This is a genomic window from Microbacterium altimontanum (assembly GCF_058349865.2).
The window spans coordinates 94,112-106,628 of record NZ_JBYRJB020000009.1 but is presented as its reverse complement, the minus strand read 5'-3'; the positions used below and the strand labels follow the sequence as shown (position 1 = coordinate 106,628).

9 protein-coding genes are annotated in these 12,517 nt (G+C 65.8%); 4 read left to right on the top strand and 5 right to left on the bottom strand.

What is annotated here, in order from left to right:
- The coding region (locus AC3RX1_RS15690) for a hypothetical protein (protein WP_491502201.1) at positions 1 to 630 on the top strand (630 nt) is incomplete at its 5' end.
- Positions 631 to 1,418: 788 nt separating this feature from the next.
- Positions 1,419 to 6,806: a DUF3320 domain-containing protein gene (locus AC3RX1_RS15685; RefSeq protein ID WP_491502200.1), complete on the top strand. Its 5,388-nt coding sequence runs from the start codon at positions 1,419 to 1,421 to the stop codon at positions 6,804 to 6,806.
- Positions 6,807 to 6,817: 11 nt separating this feature from the next.
- Here AC3RX1_RS15685 and AC3RX1_RS15680 read toward each other — a convergent pair whose 3' ends face one another.
- Entirely contained in the window at positions 6,818 to 7,714 is an 897-nt protein-coding gene (locus tag AC3RX1_RS15680; protein WP_491502199.1) for a DUF1643 domain-containing protein, read from the bottom strand.
- Here AC3RX1_RS15680 and AC3RX1_RS15675 point away from each other — a divergent pair.
- Entirely contained in the window at positions 7,638 to 8,825 is a 1,188-nt protein-coding gene (locus tag AC3RX1_RS15675) for an amidohydrolase (RefSeq protein WP_491502204.1), read from the top strand. The genes AC3RX1_RS15680 and AC3RX1_RS15675 overlap by 77 nt on opposite strands.
- Positions 8,826 to 8,841: 16 nt before the next feature.
- On the opposite strand, the gene AC3RX1_RS15670 is transcribed toward AC3RX1_RS15675, so the two are convergent.
- A complete protein-coding gene (locus AC3RX1_RS15670) occupies positions 8,842 to 9,405 on the bottom strand; it encodes a dihydrofolate reductase family protein (RefSeq protein WP_491502198.1) in 564 nt (187 codons plus the stop codon).
- Between the two features lie 17 nt (positions 9,406 to 9,422).
- Positions 9,423 to 9,833, bottom strand: a complete 411-nt coding sequence (locus AC3RX1_RS15665) for a VOC family protein (RefSeq protein WP_491502197.1) — start codon at positions 9,831 to 9,833, stop codon at positions 9,423 to 9,425.
- 140 nt (positions 9,834 to 9,973) lie between these two features.
- Here AC3RX1_RS15665 and AC3RX1_RS15660 point away from each other — a divergent pair, with 140 nt between their 5' ends.
- On the top strand, positions 9,974 to 10,438 hold the full coding sequence (locus AC3RX1_RS15660; protein ID WP_491502196.1) for a DUF805 domain-containing protein: 465 nt from the start codon (positions 9,974 to 9,976) through the stop codon (positions 10,436 to 10,438).
- Positions 10,439 to 10,469: 31 nt separating this feature from the next.
- Here AC3RX1_RS15660 and AC3RX1_RS15655 read toward each other — a convergent pair whose 3' ends face one another.
- Both AC3RX1_RS15655 and AC3RX1_RS15650 read right to left on the bottom strand, forming a co-directional pair.
- Complete coding sequence (locus AC3RX1_RS15655) at positions 10,470 to 10,811, bottom strand: DUF2200 domain-containing protein (RefSeq protein WP_491502203.1); 342 nt, start codon at positions 10,809 to 10,811, stop codon at positions 10,470 to 10,472.
- Positions 10,812 to 10,858: 47 nt separating this feature from the next.
- A complete protein-coding gene (locus tag AC3RX1_RS15650; protein ID WP_491502195.1) occupies positions 10,859 to 12,517 on the bottom strand; it encodes a RecQ family ATP-dependent DNA helicase in 1,659 nt (552 codons plus the stop codon).

Genomic DNA, 12,517 nt, shown 5'->3' with positions numbered 1-12,517 from the left:
GGCTTTGCCACAAGAACATCCTTCCAGCGAGGACGAATCCTCACAGTTCAGATGTCAACCAAACTCGGGGCAGACCCGGTTGCCTTCCACGATGTGCTTGCGCGGATCGTCAACGAGTTCTTGCAACCACCATCGCCAGACCCCCATCGGATCAAATGGCAGAACCCGGAATGGCGTGCTCGCGCAATTGAGCGATTCGCTCCGCTAGCCGAGACATGGTCGGACGGGGGGAGCGCGAAGCACTTGAACGACGCGCTACGAGTCATCCGCAACGAGATCCATGACTCGGCACCGATCATTTCGCCGTTCCGCTCGAAGAGGGGAGCCACCCACATCGGGTTGGGCTTCTACACGGACGTCGGCACGAGGGTTGTCACGTCGTTGAACGCTCTCGCCGACGACGGGAGTCCAGGAATACGTCAGGCGTTCTCGGACGGTCATCTCCTGGACCCACATCTGTTCTATGAGTTCGTCTTGCCCTGGATGGTCCGGTCCGTTGAGGACGTCCTGGGCGCGGTTCTCACGCGCCTGCCGGAGAAACCACCGGCTGTGGCGTCTTCTTCACCATTGCTTCGCGAGGGAGTCGTTGACGAGTCAGTCCTTGCGATCACCCGTCTGCGCGAAAACTAGATTGTCGGTTGCCCAGCACCTCCCGGCAGCTTCAGGTGTCAACGCTCGTGACAGACACCGTCTCCATCCCCGTCAATGCACCGGTCCCAATCAAGGTGGTTAGGTCATCGCCGACGAGGGTCCACTCAGCCGCAGAAATCGCAGATGCCGGACAGCGGCATGAGTGTCGAACACTCCGGGCACGGCTGCCGGCGGTCCTCCCGTCCTGCGTTCCACTCGACATCCGGGACATGGCTCGGACAGTAGAACCGATAGTGCCCGTCCGTTCCAGCGACGGGGTGAATGACGAGAGTGAGCTCGCTCATCGGTCGCCACCGGGAGCCCGTACCGCACGAGGAGCAGTACCGCTCGCCCAGCGAGGGGTATATCCGGTCCGCCGGGTACGGGAAGTTTTACGACAGTTCCTTCATCGTCCAGATGCCTACGCCGGGGCCAACTGGGTCTTCCTCGTACCCCGCGGGGAGGAAAGGGAGTCGGTGGCCCTCGAACGGACCACCTGTCAGCGTGTACACAGGCCCGTCGAGCCAGCGAAGTGTGGGGACGTCAGCGCTCGTATCGAGCTCGTATCCAGGCATGCGCGAAAGCGACACGGTTTGCCCGTCGAAAGGGCCGCCTGCGATGCGACACTCCATGCCCAGAGCCTATCTTCCGGCGTGCGCCATCGGGACTGCCTCCGAGCTCCGCCGGTCTTCGTCTCCGGTTGAGGCGGGCCGCGTCGATACGATGTGGGGAAGTATCGCGTCGGGCGCGGATTCATCGTTGGCCGACGGTATTCCTGGAGGGGCGACATGGGCACAACTATCGAGACTCGTGCTGCGTTGAAAACATGGCGCGAGGGGCTCATCGGATTGGATCGGCGAAGCCGTCTCCTCCGCTTCAGGGCCCCTAGGACGTCCTCGCTGAGCTTCGATGGTCCCTCCGCGGATGCCATTCTCGAGCTGCTCCGGTCCGGAAAGCTCCAGAGCTTTGTTGGCGACATTATCGACCTGGATAGCGGCGAAGCGCGCCCGGCCCGTTCTGGGGCGTTTCTTCATGTTCCGCGTGCAGACACGGAGATCGGTCCCGTGGTCCGTACGCTGATGCGCCGCGCGAACGAAGAGTTCCTCGACCGCGGTCTTTCCGTGCTCTACGTCGCTTTCGGCATGCTCAAATGGAAAGACGTCGATAAGACGGACATGACCAGTCCGATCTACCTGCTACCCGTTGAACTGGTCCCAGAAGGACCTCGAGCTACCCCAAGGATCAAGGGCGGGCAGGACGACGCCGTCTTGAATCCAGCCCTCCCGCTCCGACTCAACGAGTTCGGCATCACTCTTCCGACGTACGAAGAGGTCGAGGGTCTGACTGTTTCGGAGATCCTGAGTCGTTTCACTGCCGAACTTGGCAAAGCGAAGGATTTCACGGACTGGAGCTTAGAGCCAGAAGTCCACCTCGCCACTTTCTCCTTCGCCAAGGAGGCAATGTACAAGGACCTCCTCGACAACGAAGCGGCCATCATCGACCACCCCGTGGTCCGTGCCCTGGCGAACGGAGATCCCACAACCCAGAGCGATGAGTTCCAGTTCGACCCAGTCGACCCCGCTGATATCGACGAGCTCGCCCCGCCAGAACGCACGCCACTCGTACTCGACGCGGACTCTTCTCAACGGGCCGCCGTTGCAGCTGCTCTGGCCGGACGCAGCTTCGTCATGGACGGACCGCCCGGAACAGGTAAGTCTCAAACCATCGCGAACATGATTGGCGCGCTCATGCACGCCGGCAAGTCGGTGCTCTTCGTCTCGGAGAAGATCGCCGCACTCGATGTGGTGAAAAACCGTCTCAAGGACAGCGGCCTCGAGAGCTACCTGCTCGAGCTGCACTCCCACAAGACGAACCGCAAGGATGTCGCATCCGAACTCCTCCGCAGCCTCGACAATGTCGCTCAACCACCCCGCGGGATGACCGCCCCCTCTCGCTCAGCCCTTGAGGACCGACGCCGCCGGCTCAACTCCTACGCGCTGGCGATGAACGAGCGCCGCTCACCACTGCAGGCATCGCTTCACGATGTCCTCGGTGAACTCGCCGGGCTCGTTCACGTGCCCGTTGCTCCCGCTCCGAGTCGTGCACCTCTCCAACTGTCTGAGGAGGGTCGCGCAGCGCTCGGTGAAACGCTCAGTCGTCTCGAACGAACATGGCGACCTGCCGCGCAAGGTTCCACATTCCTCTGGCGTGCCGTCACGGATGCTTCTTCGCTCGAGTCGCGCCTCTACTCGGCTGTCAGCGCACTGGAAGAGCTTCAAGGCACGATTCGCCTCAACGAGGATGTCGTCGATTCATTCGACCTGCGGTTACCTCACGAAACATCGACGCTGATGGAGTTGCTGGATCTTCAACACCTTCGCCGACCTAACTTCGTCAACGACGAGTGGCTCACCGCGGTCGATCAAACGTCAATTGACACGGATCGTCAACGGCTTGGCGAACTCGTCGCCAACTACCAGCGCGCCGCTGACGCGGTCATCGAGGTAGCTGGAGTCGGCTACGACCAGTTGCCCGTCGAATTCCCCGCGCCCCCTGAGGGAATCACGGTCTACGGCGCAATCGACCTCGCCGGGCTCACGGCGCATACGCTGAGAGTCACCGCAGACTCGTTCTCAGCACGAGCAGCGTCACTCACCGCCGCGACCGACGCCGTCGCCAACCTCGCGCACCTTGTTGGCGTAGCTGTCCCTGCCTCCTTCGCCGAGGCGGATCGTGTCGTGCGGATCACAGATATCCATCGTGAGTTCCCCGGCATCGAGGCCTCTTGGCTCACAGCCTCCGGTCTCCACGCGGCCCGCGAAGCCGCGAGTAGCCTTCGCCTCAAAGCCCTCGGGCTTGACCGATCCGAGTCGCAGGCGAGCGAACTCTTCACCCCGAATGCGCTCACTGCGCCCCTGCGGGATCTTCAGGACCGTTTCACCAACCTCCACACCGGACTCCGAAAGCTGTCCGGCGCGTATCGGACAGACAAGAAGGCGCTCGGAGCGCTCCTCGCCGACGCGAGGGAGGTCAAGGCAGGCATCGCTCACCTCTCGGATGCAATCGCATGGTCCGATGCTGTAGGAGAGTTCGAGGCGGCCGGCGTTGCATCCGGACACATACTCGGACGATGGTGGCAGGGACGGTCTACCGACTGGGAGGCCGTCGACCGATACCTCAGAGCGGCCGAGGAAGTCATTACTCTCAGTGGCGACGCGGTCTCCCGCTCGACGGTTACATATCTGTCCTCCGCGACGGTTGACCCCGCACAGGCTGCCGTTGCAGATTCCGTGCGTCATGAACTCGCCACCTGGCGAGCAAGTGTTGCTTCACCTCCTGCGCTGGCCGGGCGACCGGAACTACTCGTCGAACCACCCGCAAGCTCTGTCGCCTGGCTGTCCGCTCACATCGCCCCCATGAGACGAGCCGCTGAGCGGATCGAGTCCGTGTCGGCCCGCACCGGCAGAGACCACACTCTTGAAGATGCTGAAGCGGTCATCGCTGCAGCCCTGGATGCGCGCGCTTGTGCGCGAGAACTGGACTTGGCGACCACCGACCTGAACGCCCAGTTCGGCGACCTTTACCAGGGCGCCCGCACTGAGCTCACCGTCGTGGACGTGGCTCTGGGATGGGCGGGGAGAATTCGCGAGCTGGCGGGCGGTGCGCTTTCGCCTCATCAAGTTTCTGCTCTGGGGCAGTCCTCTCCGCCTGGCAACCTTGAGTCTGTCCTGCGGAAGTGGGAAAGCATGCGCGACGAAATCGTCAACGCGTTCGACTCGTCGCGGACGGACGAGCTGCGGGAGGACTTCGGAGACTTCGTGACTGCGCTCGAATTACTCGGCGACTTCCAGTCCGACACCATAGGTCAACAGGAGTGGTTCGACTATCAGGCAATCCGTGCCGAGCTTCGAGAACTCGACCTCGATGAGACCGTCAACTTCTGTATCGAGCAGCGCTTGCAGGCTGCGGACGTTCCGAAAGTCATCGAGCGTGCTTTGTTGCGCGCATGGGCCGATGAGCAGATTCGGACGGACACCCGCTTGCATCCACTGCTCGCCGGAGACCGAGAAGCTCTCGTCGCCGAGTTCCAGAAGCTCGACCGGGAGATCGTCGCGGCGGCCACCAGCGACATCATCCAGGCCGCGAACACACGGCGGCCGGCGAACACCTCTCTGGGTGAGCCCGCCCTCATCCGGCGGGAGGGGATGAAGCAGAAACGCCACATGGCCGTTCGCAGCCTCATCACCCAGGCGCGTACCGCGATTCAAGCCATCAAGCCCGTGTTCATGATGTCCCCACTCGCGGTTTCGCAGTATCTTCCGCACGACCTGAAGTTCGACGTCGTCATCTTCGATGAGGCGTCCCAGGTCACCCCGGGTGACTCCATAAACTGCATCTACCGCGGCAGATCGTTCATCCTCGCAGGAGACGACCGGCAGCTCCCGCCGTCGCAGTTCTTCGAACGGTCGGTGGAATCTGACGACTCCGACGAGGAAGACTCCGACGTCAAAGACTTCACCTCGATCCTCGAACTCGCCAAGTCCTCCGGCGCCTTCCGGAACCTGGGACTCAGATGGCACTACAGGTCACGTCACGAAGCCCTCATCGCGTTCTCGAACTACCGGTTCTACGAGGGGCATCTCGTCACCTACCCATCCGCGCAGGACGAGGGGCCAGATGTCGGGGTCGAGTTCTTCCACGTGGACGGGATGTATCGCCGAGGTGGGGGAGCAGATAACCCGAAGGAAGCCAAAGCCGTCGCCGAGAGAGTCATCCAGCATTACCGGACACGACCTGGTCTCTCCCTTGGCGTCGTAACCTTCTCCGTCGCGCAGGCCGATGCCGTTGTCGCAGCCGTCGATGAGCTTCGCACGCAGCACAGAGACCTCGATCCTCACTTCGACAAGAGCGACCGACTGAACGGATTCTTCGTCAGATCGCTCGAGTCAGTTCAAGGCGACGAACGCGACGTCATCGTCTTCTCCATCGGCTACGGCCCAGACGAAGCCGGAAAGATCTCCACCAACTTCGGCGTCCTCAACAAGGACAAGGGATGGCGTCGCCTCAACGTGGGAGTCACCCGCGCAAGGCAACGCATCGAGGTCGTCGCCTCCATGGACGCAGGCGACATCCCACCCTCCTTGAACGAGAATGTCGAAGCCCTGCGCGCGTACCTCGACTTCGCAAGCAGAGGCATCTCCACTCTCGGCACACAAGCCTCCGTGACAGGCCTCATGCCGGACTCCCCGTTCGAAGAATCCGTGATCCGGGCAATACAGTCCTGGGGCTACGTCGTTGAGCCCCAGGTCGGTGCCGCCGGCTTCCGGATCGATATCGGTGTGCGGCACCCCGCCAAGCCCGGCTCCTTCGCCCTCGGCGTCGAATGCGACGGCTACCAGTACCACTCGGCCCCCGCCGCACGCGACCGAGATCGGCTTAGAGACCAAGTGCTCTCAGGGCTCGGATGGACGCTCCATCGGATATGGGGAACCGGTTGGTACCGAGATCGTCATCAAGAAGAAGCACGGCTTCGGGCGGCCATCGAAGCCGCAGTCACGGGAACAGTGACACGTCAGCGCAACTTCACCATTCCGCGCGCGACGGTGGAGACCGCCGCAGCGGAAGTAGACGCGCCCTTCACCTGGGCTGTCGATTACATCGAGGCCGAACCTGTCGCGTTGCCCCGCTGGGTCGAGCCTGCAGAGCCCGGCAACTATCTCCACCTGGTGAAACCGCTCAAGGCGCTCGTGCAGATTGAAGGGCCAGTTCACCTCGACACCGTCAGCGAACGGATTCGAGACTGGTGGTCCGTCGGCCGCGTCACCGCCCGACTCAAGGACAACATCGACCAAGCCATCACGAAAGCAGGCCTCGCCCGAGATGGCGAATTCCTTGATGTGCGGGGACGCAATGTGACGAAGGTGCGGTCGCGCAACCACAATCGCAAACCAGATCAGGTCCACCTCGATGAGTTCGCTCTCGCCGCCGAGATGCTCGTACGAGACGTCGGCGGGGCGTCGCGCTCCGAAGTGGTGAACACCATCGCGCGCCAGTTCGGCTGGGCACGGACGGGCGCCATCGTCGACCAGCGCGTAAATGCAGCTGTCGACCGCGCCATTGCTCGAGGTGTCTTGGTAGAGAACGGTGACACGCTCTCGGTCATGGGTGACGTCTGAGGGGTACGAGGCTAGGTGAGGTATTTCTTGGGTCCGCTCAGATCCCACTCCTTGCCCCGCGGGTTCGGGTGCCGCGGGTTACCGCGGCGGGTCAACGTGCCGTAGTAGTACACCCGCACGTTGATCGAGTGCAGCATCACCAGAACCTCCTTCTTCGCCTGCCGCAGCGTTGGGTGCTTGAGGTCGCCCCACGCACCCAGCACCTGGTCCACTTGAGCGACTCGAAGGAAGGCTGCGATCTCGCCACAGTTCTCCGCAGAGAGCGCAGGGTCGAACGCGCGCAGGTTCGTGGGCTTCGAGCTTCGCTCTGGGTAGACGTTCAACATCCACCAACTCGTGTGGCGGAGCTCCATGCTCGCTTCAACCACGCGGTTCACCGTGCTGTCTGACACCCGGTTCGTCGCATGAGACGGATTCATACCGACTACGACGAGCGGGCTGCGTCCGGCGACCGTGCCAGGATCGGCTGACGACCCGAGGATGAACCTGTGATCCGGGGAAGGGGACGACGGGCGCCAGTACTGCGGGGCCTGGCCTCGCGGATATAGATGGGGCACGGGGCTGATCCTCCACCTCTCCGCGCTGCGGGTGTCGTTCGATGGCAAGGTCACGTCACAGGAAAACTGAAGCACCCGCGCAGGAAAGGATAGCGGGACGCTCCCTGCTTCGCGGCGCCACAACAGGTTCTGCCAACAGCCCACGTAAACGTAAAGCGAACGGGTCGGCCGAATGGCCGGCCCTTTCGCTCTGCTCGCGAGGGCGAGGGCGGGTCCTGCCGCCGGAGGCTCCGCGCGTTGCGCGGTGCAACCACGCGCGATGTAGCGTCGACGTATTCCGAACACCGTCCTCTCCTCCGTTCGCCCGTGGGGCGCCGATCTCGTCGATGTCGTGCTCGACGGCGACACCATCAGTGACGTCGTCCCGGCGGGAGGCTCACACGAGGGTGCGGAGGTCATCGACGGACGCGGGCTGCTCGCACTGCCCGGCTTCATCAACGCGCACGCCCACGTCGACAAGAGCTGGTGGGGTCAGCCGTGGGTCCCCTACGGCGGCGAGGCGACGACGCAGGGCCGCATCGCCCACGAACGTGCGGAACGCGACAAGTACGGCATCCCGAGCGCCGATGTCGCCGAGCGCGTCCTCCGCGAGTTCCTCCGACATGGCACGACCGCGACACGGTCGCATGTCGACGTCGACCTCGGCATCGGTCTCGACGGCATCGCCGCCGTCCGCGAAGCCGAGGCGCGACTCGACGGGGCGGTTCAGGTCGAGATCGTCGCCTTCCCGCAGGACGGCGTCATCCGCCGCGACGGCGTCCTCGACCTCCTCGACCGCGCCGCCGCCCAGGGCGCCGAGAACATCGGCGGCCTCGACCCCTGCGCCATCGACCGCGACCCGGTCGCCCAGCTCGACGGGCTGTTCCGGATCGCCGAGAAGCACGGCTGCGGCCTCGACATCCACCTCCACTCCGGCGGCGAGCTCGGCGCCTTCGAATACGAGCTCATCATCGACCGAACCCGCCGCACCGGCCTCGAGGGCAAGGTCAACATCGCCCACGGCTTCGCCCTCGGACAGCTGCCCGCCGCCCGCCAACAGCGACTACTCGATCAGTTCGCCGAGCTCGGCATCAGCTGGACGACCGTTGCACCCATCGGCTCCGCGCCGCTGCCCTGGACCGCGATGCGGGAGAAGGGGATGCGTCTCGGACTGGGCACCGGCGGGATCAGGGACCTGTGGTCCCCCTACGGCGACGGCGACCTGCTGCGCGTCGCGCTCGACTTCGCACGCCTGCACCGCGTCAGATACGACGAGGACTTCACCCGCGTCGCCGACCTCGCCACCCGCGCCGCGGCCGACTTCGTCCACCGAGCCCGGCACGACCTCGTCGCCGGCGCCCGGGCTGACATCCTGCTGCTCGATGCCGAGAACGTCGCCGACGCGATCGTGCGCACGCCCGCCCGCGAGCTGGTCATCGCCGGCGGCCGGATCGTCGCCAGAGACGGCGAGCTGGTCATCTGACCCGGAACCCCTCCCGCTACCGCGGCACCCGATAGCGCAGGTAGAGCACTTTCGACGCCAGCGTGCGACTCTCGACGAGTTCGAGGTCCGTCCGCCGCTCGTGCTGCGGGAAGAACGGGATGCCGCCGCCCACCAGCACCGGATAGACCCTGACGCGATACTCGTCGATGAGCCCCAGCTCCGCGACCTCCGCGGCGAGCGTGGCTCCGCCGATCGCGATGTCACCCTCTTCCGGCTCCGCCCGCAATCGCTCGATCTCCTCGGCGAGGCTCCCGCGCGCCAGCCGGGCGTTCCCCTCCACCTCCGACAGCGTGCGCGAGAACACCACCTTCGGCAGTGCCCGCCAGATCTCGGCGAATTCACGAGTGGAGAAGCCCAGCGACGCATCCTCGTCGTCGGTCTCCCAGAACAGCATCGCCTCGTACAGGCGCCGTCCGAGCAGATGAACGCCCGCCTGGCGCACTTCGTCGGTCGCGAGAGTGAAGATCTCCTCGTCGGGGTCTCCCCAGTCGAAGGAGCCGTCGGGCCCGACGACGTACCCGTCGATCGACATCGACATCGAATAGGTCACGCGGCGCATCGGGGAGGCTCCTTGCGTCAGTCGCCAGTCGCCTGCCGCGGCGGGTTGTACATGAACTCGATCCGGATGCCGTTGTCGTCCTCGATGAACGAGGCGTAATAGCGCGGCGTGTACCGGGGGTACTCCTTCGGCTCGCGCACGGCACTCCATCCCGCATCCATCGCCACGCGGTGCAGGCGCTCGACCTCGTCACGGGAGTCGACGCTGAATGCCAGGTGCTGCCACCCCACACGGCCGTGTCGATGCGGTCCCGTCCCCTCCTCGCGGGCGGGGTACAGGATGATCTCCGATTCGTCGCCGCAGTCCCACGAGATCGAGCCGTCCGCGTCGCGGCGTGTGTATCCGAGGGCGCTGAGCACCGGGTCGAACTGCGTCTTCGCCGCAGCGAGGTCTTCCACCGTGATGCCGAGATGATCCAGGAGTGCCATTCCGCCATCCTAGGAGGGGCCACCCCCACCCCACCCGGGACCGCCTCGCCGAGAAGCGCCTATCGACCTGCTGTGAACCGGAGCCTCCCCTCGACGCAGGGAGGATCATGCTCTTAGACGGATGCGGCGAGGAGGCGAGCATGGCCGAGCACTCGGAATCCGCACGGCGCCGTCATCCGGTGCCCCTCGACCAGCCGTACTACGGTGCCAGCTTCCCCGTCGCCTTCACCCGGTTCTGGCGGAAGTACGCGGTCTTCGGCGGGCGCGCGAGCCGCAGCGAGTTCTGGTGGTGGGCGCTGTGCGGCGGCGGTGTCGCGGTCGTGCTCCTCGCGATCTACATTCCCTCGCTGCGCGCCGCGCGTACCGGCCACGGCCTGCACTGGGACGCCGGGCTCACGGTGACCGTCATCCTCGCCGCCGCGTGGCTCATCGCCGGGATCGTCCCGAGCATCGCCCTCACCTGGCGTCGCCTGCACGACGCGAACCTGTCGGGTGCGTTCTGGTTCCTCGCGCTCATCCCGAGCGCCGGCGGGCTCGTCGTGCTCGTGCTGACGCTCCTTCCGTCGGATGGGCGCGGCGCGAGGTTCGACCGCCATCGGGCGTGACCGCGCAGCGCCAGCGCGCGGCCCTCGTACCTCAGCTGCGCAGCACCTTCTCCAGCGGCCGGCCCTTCGCGAGCTCGTCGACGAGCTTGTCGAGATAGCGGATCTTCTGCATCAGCGGGTCTTCGACGTTCTCGACGCGGACTCCGCACACGACACCGGTGATGAGCGCCGCCGACGGATTCATCGGCGCCTGCGCGAAGAACTCCTCGAACGTCGTCTCCGCCGCACGGTGAGCGTCGAGCTCCGCCGTGTCGTATCCGGTGAGCCACTCGATCGTCTCGTCGAGCTCGGCCTTCGTACGGCCCTTGCGTTCGACCTTGGCGACGTAGAGCGGGTAGACCGAGGCGAAGCTCGTCGTGAAGATCCGGCTCATGAGCGACAGCTTATCCATCCTGGTCCTCGACCCCGAGCGGCACCCCATCATGACGGGCCGCCGATGCGCTCGAGCAGCCCGTGCTCGGCGATCAGCTCGCGCGCGAGCACCTTGTACCCCTCGCTCTCGAAGAACACCGTGATCCGGTCGTCCTCGCCGCTCATCACGACGCCCTCGCCCCATTCGGCGTGCCGTACACGGCTCTGCACCGGGAACGGGTCGTCGGCGACCGCCTCACCGGCCTCCGATGCCTCCAACATCCCGGCATCGCAGTTGTCGCAGTTGCCGCACGGCTCGTCCAGCGGCTCGCCGAAGTACCCGAGCAGGTAGCGCCGGCGGCATCCCAGCGTCTCGGCGTACCCGCGCATCATCTCGATGCGCGACTCGTCGATGCGCTCCCTCGTCTCCGCCTGCTCCTCGGCCCGCAGGGCAGCGTCGTCGGGGCCGCCCCGGAACGCGGGAGAGAGCCGGATGCCTGAGCCCGCCCGCTCCAGGACGACGGCGTCGGTCAGCAGACCGACGAGGGCGCTCACCCGACGGGTCGACGCGCCGGTCGCCTCCGCGAGCGCGCGCGGGCGCACCGGCCGGCCGGCGTCCTGCAGCGCCGTGACGATCCCGCGCACGAGGTCGGCGTCGGGGTGCTTCGCCGCGAAGAAACGGCGCAGGCCGAGATCCTCGGCGCGGTAGTGCAGCTCCACGCGCGCCGGCTCGCCGTCGCGCCCTGCGCGGCCCGCCTCCTGGTAGTAGCTGTCGAGCGAATCCGTCACCGCGGCGTGGATGACGAAGCGCACATCGGGCTTGTCGATCCCCATGCCGAACGCGCTGGTGGCAACGACGACATCCACCTCGTCGTCGAGGAACCTTCGGTGCACCTCCGACCGTTCCTTCGCGCGCAGCCCCGCATGGTACGCCGCCGCCTGCACGCCGGCGGCCGACAGCGCCTCGGCATACTCCTGTGCCGCACGCCGCGTTGCGACATAGAGCAGCCCGGGCGTCGGCTCCGCGGCGACCTGAGCGACCACGGCGTCGCGCTTCGCGTCGTCCGACTCGTGCCGCGTCACGCCGAGCCACAGGTTCGGCCGGTCGAAGCCGCGGGTGAGCACGAGCGGGTCGCGCATCCCGAGCCGCGCCACGATCTCCTCTCGCACCGGCGGGGCGCCGGTCGCCGTCAGGGCGAGGGTGGGCGGATGGCCGAGCCGCTCGATCACATCGCCCAGCCGCAGGTAATCGGGCCGGAAGTCATGGCCCCACGCCGACACGCAGTGCGCTTCGTCGACGACGAACAGCGACACTCCGGCGTCCGCCAGCCGATCCACCGCCTCGGGTCCCGCGAACTGCTCCGGCGCGAGGAACACGAACTCCGAGTCGCCCACCGCGAGCGACCGCCAGGCCTCGTCGTTCGCGCTGTCGCTCTGCGCCGAGTTCACCGCGACCGCCGCCGGCGCATCCGGCGCCTCCGCGAGGCCCGCCATCTGATCGGCCTGCAGTGCGATCAGCGGCGAGACGACGACGGTCGCGCCATCCCGCAGGACTCCCGCCACCTGGTAGATCGCCGACTTCCCGTACGCCGTCGGCATCACGCAGAGCGCGTCGCGCCCGGCCGCGAGCGCCGCGATCGCCTCCTCCTGCCCGCTGCGCAGGCGATCCCATCCGAAGTCCTCCGCCGCGAGACGCCGGGCTTCGTCGATGGTGCGAGAGGTGCTCAT

Coding starts and splice junctions, on each gene's coding strand:
- AC3RX1_RS15685 (WP_491502200.1), top strand. CDS start 1,419: ATGGGCACAACTATCGAGACTCGTGCTGCGTTGAAAACATGGCGCGAG.
- AC3RX1_RS15680 (WP_491502199.1), bottom strand. CDS start 7,714: ATGGTGTCGCCGTCGAGCACGACATCGACGAGATCGGCGCCCCACGGG.
- AC3RX1_RS15670 (WP_491502198.1), bottom strand. CDS start 9,405: ATGCGCCGCGTGACCTATTCGATGTCGATGTCGATCGACGGGTACGTC.
- AC3RX1_RS15665 (WP_491502197.1), bottom strand. CDS start 9,833: ATGGCACTCCTGGATCATCTCGGCATCACGGTGGAAGACCTCGCTGCG.
- AC3RX1_RS15660 (WP_491502196.1), top strand. CDS start 9,974: ATGGCCGAGCACTCGGAATCCGCACGGCGCCGTCATCCGGTGCCCCTC.
- AC3RX1_RS15655 (WP_491502203.1), bottom strand. CDS start 10,811: ATGAGCCGGATCTTCACGACGAGCTTCGCCTCGGTCTACCCGCTCTAC.
- AC3RX1_RS15650 (WP_491502195.1), bottom strand. CDS start 12,517: ATGAGCACCTCTCGCACCATCGACGAAGCCCGGCGTCTCGCGGCGGAG.